This window comes from Paraburkholderia yinzeri (assembly GCF_046581065.1).
Taxonomy (GTDB): Bacteria; Pseudomonadota; Gammaproteobacteria; order Burkholderiales; family Burkholderiaceae; genus Paraburkholderia.
Genome location: NZ_JBFOCJ010000003.1, coordinates 732,964 through 750,927 on the forward strand (window position 1 = coordinate 732,964; position 17,964 = coordinate 750,927).

A 17,964-nucleotide genomic window follows, 5' to 3' on the forward strand; every position below is an offset into this window, starting at 1 on the left:
CGCCGATCACCCGCGCCGGCCTCGCCGGGTAGCGGGTCCCGGCGCGCGCCGCGCCCGCGCCAGAGCGCCCTGAAGCTTGCCGAGCCCCTTGCGAACGTCCTGCGCGCCGTCGAACAATAGCGACTCGAGATGATCGCTCAACGTCTGGGTCAGGCGGCGATAGCCCGCGACGGCCGGAAACGGAAACGCGCTGATCTGCCGGTTTTTCGCCAGTTGATCCATGACGGCGATGACGCGATTGCGTTGCAGCACGTAGCGGTCTTCGGCGACGGAATGGCGGGCGCTGCCTGCCGCCCCATGGAGTACGAAGTATTTCATCAGTTCCGGCGAGGTCAGCGTCTCGATCGTCCGCCACGCCCATTGCGCCGCCTCCGTACCATTACCCGAGGGTATCGCCAGCAGCGCGCCGCCGAGAGGTGAGATCGGCGTCACGCCCCGCTCGAACGTGGGATGCAACTGCAGCCCGATGCGACCGCCTTTCTGCAGCAGCGCATGGCTGTCCAGCATGCCGTAACGGTTCGACCAGTGATAGCACATGGCCGATTTCCCCGAGCCGAAAATCTGGGCATTGCGCGTCCAGTGCGCGCTGCGCAACTGCGTGGACGACCACGGAAGCAGCGCGCGAAGATACTCGATCACCTGTCTGCCGCGTTCGGTATCGACCTGCAGGACGCCGTCGTCGAACCTCACGCCGCCCTGCGCGCCCAGCATCTGCAGGAACGATTCGGCAAGCGGCAGACCCGGTGCCGCGTTCCAGGTGATGCCCGCCCGATCCTGCCTCGGCCGGTGCAATCGGGAGGCGCAGCGAATCACGTCTTCGAAACTCGAAGGCGGATCGAGCCCCTCGGCCTCGAACAGATCCTGCCGATACCACAGGAAGTCCACCGTCGGCTGCACGGGAATGGCGTAGAGTGCTTTGCCGTGCCAGCCGGCCTGCCATGCCGCATCGTAAAAGTCCGCGCCGGAAAAACTGCTGGCAGCCTGCAAGGCCTGCAACTCGAGCAAATGCCCGTCTTCGGCGAGTTCTGCGAGCCACGGGAAGGGAATCGCCACCAGCACCGGCGCCGCGGCTCCCGCGCGCGATGCGTCATCGAGCGCCTTGTCGAGCGCATCCCGGTAGGTGTCCTGAGGCCAGGTCAGGATCCTCAAGCGATGGCCCACGAAGCGCTCGATGTCGGAGCGGTTGCGCTTGAGTATGTCGAATACGGGGTCTTCGTAGGCCACGAGCGTCAACTCGATCGCGCCGTTGAAACCGTCCGGCGCGGGCCGTGGCCATGCAATGCCTGGCGTCCCCGTCAAACCTTCGGCCTGGAAACGATCGAAGGAGTCGGTGTCGCTGGCTCCCACGATCAGCCTGACCGTCTGTTCGGTAATCCTGTCCACGCGGTCGAGTAGCGAAGCGGAGGGACGCACGATGGCGCGGCTGCCCGAACCCGACACGGAGCGGAACTCCAGCAGGCCGCCGGCCTTCAGCGCGAACACCACCCGGCGCGCGGTCGTGCGCGGCAACCCGGAGAGATCGGCGAGCGCTGTGATGGTCGTGGGCCGGTCGTTCAGATGATTCTGCAAGAGCGCGCCAAGGACTGGCCAGATCGCCTGCGCGTCGTCGCCAAGTTCGGCGCGCAGTATTTCGGCCAGCCGGTCGATGACGGCGATGGCGGCCAACCGGTCGCGTGCGTGCATGAGTCTCCCGGGGAGAAACGACGCCGAAAAGCGCTGACGCCGTGTTGCCATAAGTAAGGTAAGCCTATGATACGACGAGAAATAACCAGAATGGACATTTCTCCCGCGGGCGTGCCGGTCACCGCGTCATAGGATGCAGCCATACGCCACCCGCACGACGGGGCGTCGACAAGATCAACCAGGAGACGAGCATGAAGAGAGCAGCACGCCTGATCGCGGCACTGGCCATGGCGGTGTTCAGCCTAAGCGCCACGGCGGAGGGCGCGAGATTCGCCGTGATCTCGCATGCGCCCGACGCCGATCCGTTCTGGAACGTCGTCAAGAACGGCATCGCCGATGCGTCGAAGGACTTCGGCGTCACGGTCGACTATCGCAACCCGCCCAATGGCGATCTCGCCGACATGGTTCATCTGCTGGAGCAGGCCGCCGCCCGCAACTACGACGGCGTGGCGACGACGATCGCCGACTACGATGTCGTGAGCGGCCCGGTCAAGACCATTATTTCGAAGGGCATTCCGGTGATCACGTTCAACTCCGGGACCGCAAAGCAAAACGCGGAACTCGGCGCCCTGCTTCACGTAGGCCAACCGGAGTACGAAGCAGGCAAGGAAGCGGGTGAACGCGCGAAAGCCGCCGGCGTCAAAAGCTTTCTCTGCGTGAACAACAATGTGACCAATCCCGAGTCGTTCGAACGCTGCCGCGGCTTCGCCGAAGCGATCGGCGCCGACTTCAAGACGTCCACGCTCGATAGCGGCAACGATCCCAACGAAGTGCAGAACAAGGTCTTTGCAGCGCTGCACAAGCGGCCCGACACCCAGGCCGTGCTCGCACTCGGCCCGACCTCGGCCGTCCCCGCTCTTCGGGCCGTCAGCAAGCTCGGATTGTCGTCGAAGATTTACTTCGCCACGTTCGACCTCACGCCGGAAATCGACAAGGGCATCGAGGCGGGCACCGTGGAGTTCGCGATCGATCAGCAGCCCTACCTGCAGGGCTACATTCCGGTCGCGCTGCTCGCCATCATGAAACAGAACCATACCCACGATATCGGCAAGGCCATCGCGGCCCTGCAGGCCAATCCGCAGTTTCAGCAACGCGTTCGCACTTACGGTCTCGCGCCGCGCTTCTCGGCCAACGGCATCGACACCGGGCCCGGCTTCGTGACGCGCAGCAACGTCGCGCTCGTCGAAAAGTACGCGGGCCAGTATCGCTGATACCCGTCTTCACTACCATGCACTCCTGAAATTTACGTTCCTTCCCGATAGAGGATCCATCATGTTTCAACTTGCGGTATGCGCGGAAATGGTCTTTCGCCAGCTTCCGTTCATCGAGCGCGTCAAACGAATCGCCGATCTCGGATTCCACGTGGAAATCTGGGACTGGACGAAGCACGATATCGCCGAACTCGCGGCCAGCGGCACCTCGTTTTCCTCGATGACAGGGTATATCGAAGGAGACCTGATCACCGAAAGCGGCGCCAGGTCGCTTCTGCAAACCGCCGAACAATCCATCGAGGCCGCAAAACGACTCCATTGCCCGCGCCTGAATCTGCACGGCACGGGGCTCGACGGCAACGGCATGCCGGTCCAACCCACGCCCGTCGTCACGGGCGCGATGTGGCTCGCAGCACGGCATACGCTGGCGCAAGTGGCGGAACTCGGACGGCGCGCCAGCGTGGTCTTCTGCCTCGAAAATCTCAACACGGAAGTGGATCACCCCGGCGTGCCCTTCGCGCGCGCCGCGGATACGCTCGCACTCGTGAAGGCCGTGGACAGTCCGCATCTGCGCCTCAATCTCGATCTGTACCACGCACAGATCGGCGAGGGCAATCTGATCGAGCTGGTCCGCCGGGCGCTGCCCTGGATCGGGGAAATTCAGGTTGCCGATGTTCCGGGGCGCTGCCAGCCCGGTACCGGAGAGATCCATTACCCGGCCATCGCCCGGGCCCTGGCGCAAGCTGGCTACCGCGGCACGATCGGCCTTGAAGCATGGGCGAGCGGCGACGACGAAGCGGCGTTGCAGCAGTTCCGGGATGCGTTCGCCGTCTAGCTCGCGGCAAGCAGCGCGAGGCGGGTATTCGAGGTTTTTATCCTCAACGAATCGCAGTACGAAACAATTTCATCGAAACACGGGCATGCCCCTGATTTCGAACAACCTGAAACGGAAAAAAGCTCAAATGCTGAATATTGCCCTGCTAGGTGCTGGCCGGATCGGCCAGGTCCACGCCCGATCGATCCGTGCCAATCCGGACTGCAAGCTCGCCGCCGTCGCGGACGTCGCGGCGGATGCCGCCTCGAAGCTCGCCGCCCAGCATGGCGCCGAGGTACGCTCCGTCAGCGAGATTCTCGCCGACTCCACCATCGACGCCGTGCTGATCGCCACGTCCACCGACACCCACGCCGACCTGATAGAACGCGCCACGCAAGCCGGCAAAGCCGTGCTCTGCGAAAAACCGGTGGACCTGACACTGGAGCGCGCGCTGAAATGCCAGGCGAGGGTCAACGAAACAGGCAAGCCGGTCATGATCGGCTTCAACCGCCGCTTCGACCCGAACTTCGCCGCCCTCAAGGCAGCCGCCGACGCCGGAGACATCGGCCGCGCCGAGTTGCTGTCCATCACCTCCTTCGACCCGGCCCCGCCCCCCGTTTCCTATATCAAGGTATCGGGCGGGCTGTTCCGCGACATGACGATTCACGACTTCGACATCGCTTGCTGGATCATGGGCGGCGCGCCCGCGAAGGTCACTGCGGCAGGCTCCTCGATCGTCGACCCCGAGATCGGCAGGGCCGGCGACATCGATACGGCCGTCGTGACGCTGACCTGGCACGATGGCCGCATCGCCGTCATCAAGAACTCGCGGCGCGCCGGCTACGGCTACGATCAGCGCATCGAACTGCTCGGCTCCGGTGGTCTGCTCGCTGCGAAGAACGTGCTCGAAAACACGGTCGAAAGCATCACGAGCACAGGCGCGCGCTCGGCCAAGCCCGTCTACTTCTTCCTCGAGCGTTACATGCGCGCCTACGAGGCGGAGTGGAGCGCTTTCGTCGAGGCCATCAAGACCGGAACCTGCGTGCCCGTGGGTATCGCTGATGGCGTTGCCGCCCTTGCCTGCGCAGAAGCGGCAACGCGCTCGGCGCAAACCGGCGGGACGGTGGCGATCACGCCCGACATGCTGGGAACCTGATCGGCCGGAGAGCCAAACGGCTCGAGCCGCCGTCACGCGCTGCGTGGCGGCGCCTCCTTGCGGAAAAACCGGTTTTCCGGCCGTGGCAAGCCAAGATGCTCGCGCAAGGTGGAACCGGTGTATTCGCGGCGAAAAATGCCGCGCCGCTGCAATTCCGGCACGACCCGCGAAGTGAAATCGTCGAGGCCCTGCGGCAGAAACGGGAACATGACATTGAAGCCGTCGCTGCCCTCCTCCACGAGCCACCGCTCCATTTCGTCCGCGATCGACTTCGCCGTGCCCACCATTTCCAGTCCTGAATAGCCGCCTACACGCTGTGCGAGTTGACGGATCGTGAGACCGTCTTCGCGCGCCCAGTCCACGATGCGCTGCCGCGCCGAACGACTCGCATTGGTCTCGGGAATGTCGGGCAGCGGCCCGTCGGGATCGAAGCCCGAGACGTCATGGCCCAGCGCGATCGACAGCGAAGCGATGCCGCTGTCGTAGTGCACGAACGTATCCAATAGCGCGCGTTTTTCGCGCGCTTCCTCGACCGACTCGCCCAGCACGACGAATACGCCGGGCAGGATCTTGAGGTGATCGCGCGCGCGGCCCAACGGTTCTAGACGTGCCTTGACGTCCGCATAAAAGCGCTTGCCCGCCGCGAGACTAGGCTGCGCCGTGAACACGGCCTCGGCCGTTTCGGCCGCGAGTTGCCGCCCGGCCTCCGAGGAACCCGCCTGCACCACCACGGGCCAGCCTTGCGGCGGCCGCGCGATATTCAGCGGTCCGCGCACCGAAAGATGCTCGCCGCGATGCGCGAGCACGTGAAGCTTCGCGGGATCGAAATAGTCCCCGCTCTCGACGTCGCGGACGAAGGCGTCGTCGTCCCAGCTATCCCACAGGCCCGTCACCACGTCGAAGAATTCGCGGGCGCGCCGGTAGCGCTCGTCGTGCTCCACATGATCTTCCAGACCGAAATTCAGCGCGGCATCCGGGTTCGAGGTGGTCACGAGATTCCAGCCCGCGCGTCCGCCGCTCAGATGATCGAGCGACGCAAAGCGGCGCGCGACGTGATACGGCGCGTCGAACGTGGTTGACGCGGTCGCGACGAGGCCGATCTTCTCCGTCACGGCCGCGAGCGCGGAAAGCAGCGTGAAGGGTTCGAACGACGTCGCGGTGTGGCTGCGGCGCAGCGCCTGAATGGGCATGTTCAGCACGGCGAGGTGATCGGCCATGAAGAACGCGTCGAAACGCGCCGCTTCCAGCGTCTGCGCGAGGCGCTTGAGATGAGCGAAATTGAAATTCGCGTCCGGCCAGGCACCGGGATAGCGCCACGCCCCGGTATGCAGGCTAACGGGGCGCATGAACGCGCCAAGGTGCAACTGACGGGTGCGGGTCATGGTACGGTTCCGGCCGTTCGAAATGGAAGGCCCTACCATACGCCGGTTCTCCGAACTGCGCAGAATCCCCACTCGTTATGTGCCTATGCACAGATCCGGCGCTTTATCAGTTTCAGGAACAAGCATTTTCTCCGCCGCGCCGCGCGGTGCTTCTACGCGCGAGCGCAGTGCATATCAACGCCGCGGGCATATATAAAGCGCACAAAATTGGTTGTCGCGAGATGCGGCCACTCGCTAGCATTTCCCGATCTTCAACCCGTCGTAGGGCGTATCGAATGAATCGCAACAATAGAAAATGGCTCGCAAGCCTGGTCGCATCGGGCGTGCTCGCCGCGGGGGCTGGCGGCGCGCACGTGGCGCTCGCGGCAGACCAGACGGTGCGCGTGGGCATCATGTCCGGCGAAGACGAAGATGTGTGGCGCGTCGTGGCGGCCAATGCCGCGAAACACGGGCTGGCCGTGAAGGTGACGACGTTCAACGACTACACGCAGTCGAACGAAGCGCTGTCCGAACGCGACCTCGACGCCAATTCATTCCAGCACAAGCCGTATCTGGATGCACAGATCAAGGCCCACAACTATGCCATCGTGCCCATGGGCTACACCTACGTTCAACCGATCGGGCTCTATTCGGTCAAAGTGAAGTCGGTGGCCGACCTGCCGCAAGGCGCCGTCATCGGCGTGCCCAACGATCCCAGCAACGAAGGCCGCGCGCTGTTGCTGCTGCAGGCGCAGGGGCTCATCACGCTGCGCGGCGACCTGGGCCTCCTGCCCACGGCTCGCGACATCGAGAAAAATCCGAAGGACATCAAGATCAAGGAGCTCGACGCCGGCATCGTCGGGCGCGCGATCCGCGACCTCGACGCCGCCGTGATCAATACCGACTGGGCCATCAAGTCCGGCATCCGCATTCCCGACCAGCGCATTGCGCAGGAAGCCGTGGGCGGCAATCCGTACCGCAATTTCATCGCGGTCAACGCGAAAGATGAAAACGCTCCGTGGGTCAGAGCACTCGTGGAAAGCTATCAGCAGCCCAACGTGGCACACGAGATCCTCGCCGTCTACCACGGCGCGACGCTGCCGGCCTGGCAAGGCGCGCCGCAGCACTAACCACGACGTGACGCCGTCAATCGCCGCGGACGGCCGGAACGATCCGCGGCGATCGCACTCCCGGCAATCCCGTTCATCCCCCTTCGAAGGCCCTCCGATCGCCCTGCACGCTTACCCCAGGTGACATTCCTGCGCACGCCGAATAACATAGGTAGCCTATCAATCCAGATTCGCCGCTGCGCGCCGCCGGCCCCATGAATCAGCCCGCCCCACCCGACGCTCTCGCTTCCGCCCTTGAAATCGCCGAGGCACTGCGCCCGGTGCTGCATCGCCTGCTGCGCGAGCTGCGGCGCGAAAGCCAGCATCCCGAGGTCTCGCCGCTCCAGGCGCTGCTGCTCGCCTCCATCGTCAAGCATCCCGGCATCGGCGTGACCGACCTCGCCGCGCTCGAGAACGTGCGTGGGCCGACCATCAGCGGGCATGCCAAGGCGATGGAGAGCGCAGGCCTAGTCGAGCGCGAGGCGAACGATCCCGACGACCGCAGGCGCGTGGGCCTCGTCGCCACGAAGAAGGGACGCGACGCGATCAAGGCGATCAAGCGCAACCGCACGGACTGGCTGGCGCGCCAGCTCGCCGCGCTTTCGCCGGCCGATCGCCGGGCCATCCGGGAGGCCGTCGAACCGCTCGGCCGGGTCGTGGCATGAACGCGGACAGCGGGCGCGCGCAGGCGGCGCCAGCCGCACCCTCCGCCGGCGACGCACCCAAGCGGCGCGAAATCCGCTCCGTGCTGACCGGCTTGATGATCGTGATGGGTCTCGGCGCGCTCGACCAGAGCATCGTCGCCACGGCGTTGCCGCGCATCATCGCGGAGTTCGGCGGCGTCACGCATTTGTCGTGGGTCGTCTCGGCCTATGTGCTCGCCTCGACGGCCACCATGCCGCTCTATGGCAAGCTGAGCGACCAGTACGGACGCAAGCCCGTGCTCTACGCGGCCATCCTGCTTTTCTTGTTCGGCTCCGCGTTGAGCGGCCTGTCCCGCAGCCTGCCGCAGCTCATCGCCTTTCGCGCGGTGCAGGGTCTGGGCGCGGGCGGCCTGCTGCCGCTCACGCAAACCATCGTCGGCGACCTCGTGCCGCCCGCAAAACGCGGCCGCCGCCAGGGCTCGATCAGCGCGGTCTATGCCGTCTGCAGCGTCGTGGGACCGCTCGCGGGCGGCATCATCACCGACCTGCTTTCGTGGCACTGGATCTTCTACGCGAACCTGCCGATCGGCGCCGTCGCGCTTTACGTGATCGGCCGCGCGCTGCGCCACTCGCCGCCGCTACGCACGCGGCGCATCGACTATGCGGGCGCCGTCCTGCTCACCTCGACCACGACGGCCCTCCTGCTCGTGCTCGCGCTCGGCGGCTCCGAGTGGGCGTGGGACTCGGCCCAGGTAGCCCTCTGCGCCTCCCTCGCCGTGGCGCTCGGTCTCGTCTTCGCGCTGCACACGCGGCGCACGCCCGAACCCGTCCTGCCGCCGGCGCTCTTTGCCGACCGCCTCTTCGTGATCGCCTGCACTGTCCTCGCATTCACGTTCATGGGCCTGCTGGGATCGAGCGTCTTCTTCCCGCTCTACTTCCAGACCGTGGAAGGCGTCAGCCCCTCGCATTCGGGTTTTCTCACCGGGCCGCTGATGATGGGCGTGGTGGTATCGTCGGTCTTCAACGGACGCGTGCTGCTGCGCCGCGGACGCTACAAGCCCGCCCAGATTGCGGGTCTCGCGCTCGCGGTCGCCTCCTTCGGCGTGCTCGCCTGGAGCATAGGCAGCGCCCAGCCGCTGGGCGTGGTCGAGCCGTGCATCGTCGCGGTGGGGCTCGGGCTCGGACTCGTGATGCCCAACATGACGATTGCCGTGCAAAATGCCTTGCCTGCCAGCCATCGCGGCGTGGGCACGGCCACCCTCGCCTTCTTCCGCTCCCTCGGCGGCCTGATCGGCGTCACGGGTGCCGGGGCGATCCTCGCGGCGAAGCTGCGGCACTCGGCGGCGCCGCAACTCGCGCACGTTTCGGCGCATGCGGCAAGCGTCGGCCACGAGGTCGCGACGGCCATCTACCGCCACGCCATTGCCGGCATTTTCGCCATGGGAGCGTGCATCATCGCCATTGCGCTCGTGCTCGTCCTGTTTCTGCCCGAGTTGCCGTTGCGCGCGCACCACCACGCGGACGAGCCGCTCAAGTCCTGAGAGCGGCCAGCCGTTATCCGTTCCGGGTTTTCCTGCCGTAACGGCATTGCCGGCCGTGGCGGCGCCGCGCGGGCGTTATTTCCATACTCACGGAAAGCGCAAGGTATGCCAGGATGCGGATATTCGCCCGCGGCGCATACCGCCGCCGTCCTCCCCTTACATCCACCCGACATGCAACAAGGCACCCAGGCCACTGCCGCCAGCTTCGCCACGACGGGCGTCGATCTGCTCGCGCTGTTCGACGTCACGCCCACCTCGCTGTGGCTCGAAGACTATAGCCAACTGCGCGCGCTGTTCGATCGCTGGCGCGCGGCCGGCGTCACGGACATCCGCCGCCACCTCGAAGAGGAGCCGCGCCGCGTGGCCGAATGTTCGGCATGCATCCGAGTGCTGAAGGTCAACCAGCACACGCTGCGCATGTATGGCGCGCGCGATTACGACGAACTCGCCGCGCACCTGGGCTCCGTGCTCCGCGACGACATGTTCCAGGCGCACGTTGGCGAGCTCGAGCAGATGTGGGCCGGGAACCCGACGTTCGAGAGCCAGAGCGTGAACTACGCGCTCGACGGCCGCCGCATGGACATCCTGCTGCGCGGCGTGATCTTGCCGGGTCACGAGGAAGACTGGAGTCGCGTGCTGGTGGCCATCGAAGACGTCTCCGCGGTCGAAGAAGCCCGTCATCGTGCGATGGCGAACCAGTTGTACGCGCAGGGCATCTTCGAACACGCGCCCGTTTCGCTCTGGGTCGAGAATTTCTCGGCGATCCGCCAGTTGCTGGAAGACGTGCGAATGCAGGGCATTGTCGACTTCCGCACCTTCACCGACGTTCACCCCGAATTCGTCGAGCGCTGCATGAGCGAAATCCAGGTGGTGGACATCAACCACTACACGCTCGGCATGTTTCGGGCTCCCGACAAAGCGACGCTGCTCACCCGGCTGCCCGACGTATTCCGCGACGAGATGCGTCCGCACTTTCGCGAGCAACTGTTCGACCTCTGGGAGGGGCGCCTTTTCCACCAGCGCGAAGTGCTCAACTACGCGCTGGACGGCAGCGAACTGCACGTGCATCTGCAATTCTCGGTCTTTCCGGGGCACGAGGAACAGTGGGACCTGGTGCTGCTCGCGCTCACCGACATCACGGCGCGCAAGAAAGCGGAAGCCTACCTCGAATTCCTCGGCAAGCACGACGTTCTGACGAAGCTGAAAAACCGCTCGTTCTACGTGGACGAACTGAACCGCCTCCAGCGCAAGGGGCCGTTCCCGGTGAGCGCGATCGTGCTCGACATGGACAACCTGAAGCTCGTCAACGACCAGCTCGGGCACGCCGCCGGCGATGCCCTGCTGCGCCGCGCGGGCGAAGTGCTGGCGAAGGCGATCCAGAAGCCGTATCAGGCGGCACGCATTGGCGGAGACGAATTCGCCGTGCTAATGCCGGGCGCCGACGAGCGCGACGCGGAAATCGTGGCGGAAAGCATAGGAAAGCTTGTCGAACTGAACAACCAGTTCTACGGCGGCCCCGCGCTCAGCTTTTCGCTAGGTTGCTCGACCTGTGATGAAGGCGAAAGCATCGAGGCCATGCTGCGCGTGGCGGATGCGGCGATGTACGACGCCAAGCGGCGGCGCAACGAGCCGGTTCGTGACGACGATGGGGAAAATAGCAGTCCTGCGGGAAATGCTGCGGGCAGCCCGCGAGCACCCGATTGATTCGGATGCCGAGATAACCGGCGAAAGCAGCGAGGGCCGGCGCGCAACGCGGGGCCGCTCGCGGCTTGCCGCGCCAGCGGCGGCCCGCTACGGGGCGACCGCCAGCTTCAGCCGTCGCGACGTTAGCGAGGCCGCAGACGCTCAAGCCTCGCGCCAACGGGCGCGAACCTTGCCTGCCTCATCATGACGGACAGCAATCAGCCGTTCACTGCGTCCTTGAACGCCTTGCCAGCCGTGAACTTCACCGTCTTGGCCGCAGCGATCTGGATTTCCGCGCCCGTGGCCGGGTTGCGGCCCACGCGGGCAGCACGCTGGCCGGTCGAGAACGAGCCGAAGCCGACGAGCTGTACGGAATCGCCCGAGGTAACCGTGCGCTGAACGACCTCGAGGATCGCGTCGATCGTCGCGCCGGTCGCTGCCTTGGTCTCGCCCGTGCTTGCGGCGACCGCGTCAATGAGTTCCTGTTTGTTCATCTGCTACCTGTGTTGAGTTGAGAAAACCTGCATACCCTACCTCACGCGCGCGAAACAGGCAAATCGCGTTGCATATGGATACGCGTCTTTCGCCCGTCCGGCACGTGTCTTACACCCCGTCCCCGGGGCAAGACAGATGAATATCACAAGAAGATGTCACTGTGTCGGCAAAGCGCCCCGGAAGCGCTAAGTCACTGGCCAGGAACGATTTATGCAGATGCACGGAATCGTTGCGCTCACAGGAACCAGCGATATTCGCGGCTGCCGATCTCGTTCATGAAGTCCAGGTGGTCCTGGCGCTTGTTTTCGCAGTACACCATGACGAAATCTTCGCCCAGGCCCTCGCGCACGGCCGGATGGCCGCGCATCGCGGTGACGGCCGCCAGCATGTCGCCCGGAAAATCGATGCCGCTCGAACGGTCCTCGTTGAGCGGCGCGATCGGTTCGCGGCCCGCGTCGAGCCCGTGCTCGATGCCGGTGAGAATCGCCGCGAGCACGAGATACGGATTGGCGTCAGCCCCCGCGAGGCGATGTTCGATGCGCAGGTTCACGTCGTCCGAGTCGGGAATGCGGATGCACGCGTCGCGGTCTTCGAAGCCCCAGCTCGCGCGGCTGGCGGCGTTCACCATCGCCCCGTAGCGGCGAAAAGCGTTGTGATTGGGCGCGAAAACCGGCATGCAATGCGGCAGCAGCGCGAGACAGCCGGCCACCGCGTGACGCAATGCGCGCTTGTCGTTCGCCGCGAGCACGTTGTTGCCGGCACGGTCGTAGAGGCTCACGTGGACGTGCATGCCGCTGCCGGGCGCATCGAGCCACGGCTTTGACATGAAGCTCGCGCGGTAACCCTGGCTCATCGCCACGCCGCGCGTACTGCGGCAGAAGAGCGCCGACCAGTCCGCCGCGCGCAGGCCATCGTCGCAATGGCCGAAGTTGATTTCGAACTGGCCCGGCCCCAGCTCTGCAGTAATGACCGTTGCGTCCACACCCTGCTCGCGCGCGGTCTCCACCATATCGTGCAGCACCTCCGAGAAACGCGAGAGGCGCTCGATATGCATGTTCGCCTGGTTATCCTCATCGCCGCTAAACGGATCGCGCGCATGCTGCGGCAGACCGTTCTTCAGCTTCGCGTCGAACAAATAAAACTCCAGCTCGAAGGCCACCACGGGATGCATGCCGCGCCTTGCGAAGCGTTCCAGCACGCGCGCGAGCACCTCGCGCGGTTCGAAGCCGATGGGCGCCGGCGTGCCGTCCGACGTAATCAGCATCTGGCCGAGCGGCGCCTTCTCCCAGCGCACCGGTTTGAGCGTGCCGGGCACGAGCCGGCGCGGCGCGTCCGGATCGCCGTCATGGAAGCAGTACTGTCCGATCGGATAGACACCGCCCTGCGTGCCCAGCAGCACGCAGTTCTGGGGCAGCTTCAGCAGCGAGCCGGCCGCGACTTTTTCGAGCATCCCGATGGGGTAGCGCTTGCCGTAGAAGTGACCCGGAATATCCAGGCACAGGAGATCGACGTAGCGCACGTCGGGATGAGCCTCGCGAAATGCACGCACTTCGCCGACCAGATCGACTGCGGGAGATGTCACGGTAAAGTCCTTGGTTGCGCCAGAGAAAGCGGTGGGTTCTTATGTATGGACTACTGATCGCATGAATGAAATCGGCATGCATGCGCCGCGGCTGCGGCTGCGGCGCCCCCGTCCTCACGTCACGTGAATACCCAGAGGACCCTCGTGGGCGTGTCGCCGAGATTGGCGTAGCTGAAGCGGCAGCGCGCGGGCAACTGGAAGCTGTCGTTGGCGCCCAGCGTCACCGGCTCTTCCTCGCCGTCCAGCCGGATCGTCAGTTCGCCCTCCAGCACGAAGCCACCCTGTTCGTCGCTGTCGTCCACCGGGCGGTCGCCGCTCGTCGCGCCCGGCTCCAGCAGGCTCTCCAGCATCGAAAAGCGCGACGACATGCCCGGCGAAACCAGCACGTCGGTGATGCCGCCCGCGTAGTACAGGACGCGCCGCTCGCCCGGGCGCGTCACCCACGGCAACGCGCGCGGCTTGCTCACGCTGTAGAAATAGGTGGTGGGCGTCTGCAGCGCCTCGCCGATGGCGGTCAGATCCGTCACCGTGGGACGCGAGAGCCCGCGCTCCACCTGCGAAAGAAACCCCACCGATCGCCCGATGCGTTTCGCGAGCTCGGCAAGCGTCACCTTCTTGTGCTTGCGCAGATCGCGAATCAGGATCGCGAGGCCTTCTATTTCGTCCTGCTTGTCCATTTCGATGCCCCGTCACACAACGTCGCGCAGGCGATACCACAGCTTGCCGAGCGCCTCCAGCGGTGCGGCGAAGCGCTCGCCGCCCGGAAACGGCGGATTATGAATGCCCTGGTAAAGCGCGAGCAAGCGGTCGTCGCCGAGGATCGAGTCGGTGACCGCACGCGCGGCCGCCAGCGTCGGCAGCACGCCATGGCCGGAAAAGCCCTGCAGCCAGTAGCGTTGGCGTTCGCGACCCACGTCCGGCGTGCGCCGGATGCTGATGTCGATATGCCCGCCCCACGCATAGTCGAACGCAATGCCGCGCAGCTTGGGAAAGGCGCGCTCGAGACTCGGGCGGATCGCGGCTGCAATGTCCTTCGGAATGCCGCCGAGATACGTGCACGCGCCGCCGAACAGCAGCCGGTGATCGGGGCTCAACCGGAAGTAGTCGGGAACGAACTGGTTGTCGATCACGCAACTGTTGCGCGGCAACAGCAGCTTCGCGAGCGAAGGATCGAGCGGACGCGTCGCGACCTGCCAGGTGCCGACGGGCAGCACGCGCCTTGCCAGCTTGCTGTCGAGCTGGTCGATGTAGGCATTACACGCGAGCACGAGCGTATCGCCCCGTATTTTTCCGCGGCTCGTGCTGACCACGAAACCCGAGCCGGTCTCCTGCCACGCGAGCACGCGGCTTTGCTCGAAGATCCGGCCGCCCGCGCGCTCGACGGCGTCCGCCAGACCGAGCGCCAGTTTCAGCGGATTCAGATGCCCCGCCTCCGGATCGTAGAGCGCCGCGCGATAGCGAGGACTCCCGATCCATTCGGACATTTCCGCTTCGGGAATGAACCGCAGCTTGTCATAGCCCCACTTGTGAATGGCCTCGTCGCGCGCCTCCTGCAGCATGCCGACGCGGCTCTGCCGCACGGCCGCCCACAGGCTGCCGGGCCGGTAATCGACATCGAAGCCGTGCCGCGCGGGCAATTCGCGCACTTCGGCTGCGGCCCAGCACATGCTGTCCCAGAGCTGCCGCGTGCGCTCCACGCCCAGCGAGCGTTCGAGCGGCCCCATGTCGCACGACCAGCCGAGCAGCGCCTGCCCGCCATTGCGCCCCGAAGCGGCCCAGGCCACGCGGCTCGCTTCGAGCAGTGCCACCCGCTTGCCCGCCAGCGCAAGACGCAGCGCCGAATGCAACCCGCTGAAGCCGCCGCCGACAATCACGACATCCACGCTGCCATCGCCCTCCAGCGGATCGCGCACAGGCAGCACGCCCGGCCAGGCGCGCGCGTAATAACTGTCTATGTGTTGGCTCGACTCGACGAACATGGCAACGTCCGTGAAAATTTACACGATGAATTTCATGAAAAAATACCACGATAATTTCACGAAGGCAAATCTCTTTGGTTTGCGCGCCGCGGCACCCGCGCATCAGGAGCCGGGAATGAGCCGCGAACCGCCCGCCTGTTTCGGACATCCAGGAGAATCATGGGCCGCGCTTGCCGGTAACATTCAACCGGACCCATGGCCCAAGCCAGAAAACGACCCGCCAACACCCACCATGCCGACATTTCACGAGCGTCCGACCTCGAGACCACGACTTCCTGGCCTCGCGCTCCGGATCGCCTTCATCGCGCTGCTGCAGCTTGCGGCGCTCGCCCCGGCATCGGCTTTCCCGACCGCTGTATCCGCCGTTAGCGCGAGCGGCGTCGGCGCCCCGCCTCCCGACATAGCGCCTGGCGACGCGCTCGCCCAGCTCAAACAAATGCAGGCCGAGCAGGACCGCATCAAGCAGCAAACGTCGGAGGCCACCAATAGCAAGGAACTCGACGCGCTCGCCGATGCGACCCAGGACCTGAGCGCCGACGTCGAGAAATTGCGCAGCCAGCTCGCGCTTCAGAGCACGCAACTCCAGGCCCAGCTCGACGTGCTCGGCCCCGCGCCCGAGCCGGGCGCCTCGCCCAGCACTTCGGGCGTGGCGCGCCAGCGGGCAGCCTTGAGCGCGCGCAAGGCGCAGATCGACGCGGCTTTGCAGCAGGCTGTCGATCAGAAAACCAATCTCGCGAACCTGACCGACCAGTTCCAGAAGCTGCACCGCGGCCTGCTGAAGAATCAGCTCGCGCTGCGCACGGGCGGCATTTTCAGTGCGGAATTCTGGCTGCCGCTGTTCCGGCAGCCGCCCGACGATGTTCAGCGGCTCACCGCGTTCAACGCGCAACTGGGCGACATGCTGGCGTCGGTGTGGCAGCCCGGACGGCGTGCCGGGACCGTGCTGCTGCTGTGCGCCGCGCTCGCGGTCTGGATTGGAGGCAGGCGGCTGATCGAACGCGCGCTCGCCTGGATTTGCCTGCATCGCCTGCCCGCAACCCATCTGCGCCGCAGCGCGCTGGCTCTTGCGACCACGGTTGCTTCGCTGCTGGCAACCGGCCTGGCCATGCAGGTCCTCTACCTCGCGCTGGCCCGCCACTTCGAACTCACGCCGGCGCTCGACGACCTGTGGACCCAGCTCGGCAAGCTGACCTTGACCTGCGCGCTGATCGCGGGCCTCGGCCGGGCGCTCATCAGCCGGCATCATCCCACCTGGCGGCTGCCTGCGCTGGCCGATCCCGTCGCGCGCGCGTTGCGGCCATTCCCGAGCGCACTGGCCGCACTGCTGCTCGCGTCCGGCACGATCGAATCGATCAACCGGATCATCGACACGAGCCTGTCGCTCACCCTCTTTGGCCGCGGCGTCGTCTCGCTCGTCATCGTGCTGACGGTCGGTGCGGCGCTGTTGCGCGCGAACCGCGTGCGCAGCGCACTGGCCGCGGCCGGCAAGGCGCCGGAATCGCACTCCACGCTCGCGGGGCTGATCCACGCCGGCGTGTCGCTTGCGATCTTCGCGTCGCTGATCGCGCTGGCCATCGGCTACATCACGGTCGCCCGCTTCATCACCTACGAACTCGTCTGGTTCGAGATCGTGTTGTGCAGCCTTTATGTGCTGACGCAACTGATTCGCGACCTCTTTGAAAGCCTGTTCGCCGCGAATCTGACCACCGGCAAACAGATCAAGAATCTGTTCGGGCTCGAAGACCGGCACCTCGACCAGGCGCAAACCGTGCTGTCGGGGCTCGGCACGAGCCTCCTGATCCTGCTCGCGGTCGTCGCGCTGCTCACGGGCGGCTTCGGCACCACGCCCGGCGACCTCATCAACAGCTTCATGGCCACGCTGGGCGGCCAGCGGCTGCAGAGCCTCAACATCATGCCGGACCACATCACGAACGCGGTGATCGGGTTCGTGGTCGGCTTTTACGTGCTGCGTTCGGTGCGGCGCTGGCTGGAGCACAAGTTCATGCCGACGCTCGGCATGGATCCCGGCATGCGCGTATCGCTCATCACGTTGTTCACGAATGTGGGCTACGTGCTGCTCGTGCTGCTGACGCTGTCACTGCTCGGGGTGAAATGGGACAGTCTCGCGTGGATCGTCAGCGCGCTATCCGTGGGTATCGGTTTCGGCCTGCAGGAAGTCGTGAAGAACTTCGTCTCGGGGCTGATCCTGCTGACCGAGCGCCCGGTGAAGGTGGGCGACATGATCAGCATCGGCGGCGTGGAAGGCGACATCCGCCGCATCAACGTGCGCGCGACGGAAATCCAGCTCAGCGACCGGTCGACGATGATCGTGCCCAACTCGCAACTGATCTCGCAAAACGTGCGCAACGTGACGATGGGCGACAGCACGCAAGGCGTCGCGACGCTCGCACTGACGTTCCCGCTGAACACGGATCCGGAACAGGTGCGGGACCTGCTGCTCGAAGCCTATCTCGAACATCCGGCGATTCTGGAAAAGCCCGCGCCGTCGGTAACGTTCAGCCAGCTCACGCCGGACGGCATCACGCTCAGCGTGACAGGTTATGTGTCGAGCCCGCGCATCGCGGCCTCGACGAAGAGCGACCTGCTGTTCGATATCCTGAAGCGGCTGCGCGCGGCACAGATTCCATTGTCGAATCCGCGCATGCTGATGGTGCAGAACGTGCCGCCGGAAGAGGCCTAGGTCGA

At 65.4% G+C, this 17,964-nt stretch carries 14 protein-coding genes; 8 read left to right on the top strand and 6 right to left on the bottom strand.

The window, feature by feature from the left end; translation table 11 throughout:
* Window positions 1-6: 6 nt before the first annotated feature.
* On the bottom strand, window positions 7-1,683 hold the full coding sequence (locus WJ542_RS30170; protein ID WP_411193199.1) for an extracellular solute-binding protein: 1,677 nt from the start codon (window positions 1,681-1,683) through the stop codon (window positions 7-9).
* Window positions 1,684-1,874: 191 nt separating this feature from the next.
* Between WJ542_RS30170 and WJ542_RS30175 the strand changes: the two genes are divergently transcribed.
* From WJ542_RS30175 to iolG, 3 genes are all read left to right on the top strand, one after another.
* Window positions 1,875-2,894 carry a sugar ABC transporter substrate-binding protein gene (locus tag WJ542_RS30175; protein WP_411193200.1) on the top strand — a complete coding sequence of 340 codons (1,020 nt, stop codon included), beginning with the start codon at window positions 1,875-1,877 and terminating at the stop codon, window positions 2,892-2,894.
* Between the two features lie 61 nt (window positions 2,895-2,955).
* Window positions 2,956-3,729, top strand: a complete 774-nt coding sequence (locus WJ542_RS30180) for a TIM barrel protein (protein ID WP_411193201.1) — start codon at window positions 2,956-2,958, stop codon at window positions 3,727-3,729.
* 127 nt (window positions 3,730-3,856) lie between these two features.
* Window positions 3,857-4,864, top strand: a complete 1,008-nt coding sequence (iolG, locus tag WJ542_RS30185; protein WP_411193202.1) for an inositol 2-dehydrogenase — start codon at window positions 3,857-3,859, stop codon at window positions 4,862-4,864.
* 32 nt (window positions 4,865-4,896) lie between these two features.
* On the opposite strand, the gene WJ542_RS30190 is transcribed toward iolG, so the two are convergent.
* The gene (locus tag WJ542_RS30190) at window positions 4,897-6,246 is read right to left on the bottom strand and encodes an LLM class flavin-dependent oxidoreductase (RefSeq protein WP_411193203.1); all 1,350 of its coding nucleotides are present in this window, start codon (window positions 6,244-6,246) and stop codon (window positions 4,897-4,899) included.
* Between the two features lie 275 nt (window positions 6,247-6,521).
* On the opposite strand from WJ542_RS30190, the gene WJ542_RS30195 reads away from it, so the two are divergent.
* The 4 genes from WJ542_RS30195 to WJ542_RS30210 all read left to right on the top strand — a co-directional run bounded on the left by WJ542_RS30195 (window position 6,522) and on the right by WJ542_RS30210 (window position 11,223).
* A complete protein-coding gene (locus WJ542_RS30195; RefSeq protein ID WP_411193204.1) occupies window positions 6,522-7,355 on the top strand; it encodes a MetQ/NlpA family lipoprotein in 834 nt (277 codons plus the stop codon).
* 194 nt (window positions 7,356-7,549) lie between these two features.
* The gene (locus WJ542_RS30200; RefSeq protein WP_411193205.1) at window positions 7,550-7,999 is read left to right on the top strand and encodes a MarR family winged helix-turn-helix transcriptional regulator; all 450 of its coding nucleotides are present in this window, start codon (window positions 7,550-7,552) and stop codon (window positions 7,997-7,999) included.
* Complete coding sequence (locus WJ542_RS30205) at window positions 7,996-9,519, top strand: MDR family MFS transporter (protein WP_411193206.1); 1,524 nt, start codon at window positions 7,996-7,998, stop codon at window positions 9,517-9,519. Before WJ542_RS30200 ends, WJ542_RS30205 begins: the two co-directional genes overlap by 4 nt.
* 171 nt (window positions 9,520-9,690) lie before the next feature.
* Window positions 9,691-11,223, top strand: coding sequence for a sensor domain-containing diguanylate cyclase (locus WJ542_RS30210; RefSeq protein ID WP_411193207.1), 1,533 nt, complete (start codon window positions 9,691-9,693; stop codon window positions 11,221-11,223).
* Between the two features lie 197 nt (window positions 11,224-11,420).
* Here the strand turns inward: WJ542_RS30210 and WJ542_RS30215 are convergent, their stop codons facing one another.
* The 4 genes from WJ542_RS30215 to WJ542_RS30230 form a co-directional block, all read right to left on the bottom strand.
* Window positions 11,421-11,696, bottom strand: coding sequence for an HU family DNA-binding protein (locus WJ542_RS30215; protein ID WP_027794724.1), 276 nt, complete (start codon window positions 11,694-11,696; stop codon window positions 11,421-11,423).
* Window positions 11,697-11,932: 236 nt separating this feature from the next.
* Window positions 11,933-13,279 carry a glutamine synthetase family protein gene (locus tag WJ542_RS30220; protein ID WP_411193208.1) on the bottom strand — a complete coding sequence of 449 codons (1,347 nt, stop codon included), beginning with the start codon at window positions 13,277-13,279 and terminating at the stop codon, window positions 11,933-11,935.
* 119 nt (window positions 13,280-13,398) lie between these two features.
* On the bottom strand, window positions 13,399-13,956 hold the full coding sequence (locus WJ542_RS30225) for a helix-turn-helix domain-containing protein (RefSeq protein ID WP_411193209.1): 558 nt from the start codon (window positions 13,954-13,956) through the stop codon (window positions 13,399-13,401).
* A 12-nt stretch (window positions 13,957-13,968) separates the two neighbouring features.
* Window positions 13,969-15,258: an NAD(P)/FAD-dependent oxidoreductase gene (locus tag WJ542_RS30230; protein WP_411193210.1), complete on the bottom strand. Its 1,290-nt coding sequence runs from the start codon at window positions 15,256-15,258 to the stop codon at window positions 13,969-13,971.
* 232 nt (window positions 15,259-15,490) lie between these two features.
* Here WJ542_RS30230 and WJ542_RS30235 point away from each other — a divergent pair, with 232 nt between their 5' ends.
* On the top strand, window positions 15,491-17,959 hold the full coding sequence (locus tag WJ542_RS30235) for a DUF3772 domain-containing protein (protein WP_411193211.1): 2,469 nt from the start codon (window positions 15,491-15,493) through the stop codon (window positions 17,957-17,959).
* The last annotated feature ends 5 nt before the right edge of the window (window positions 17,960-17,964 follow it).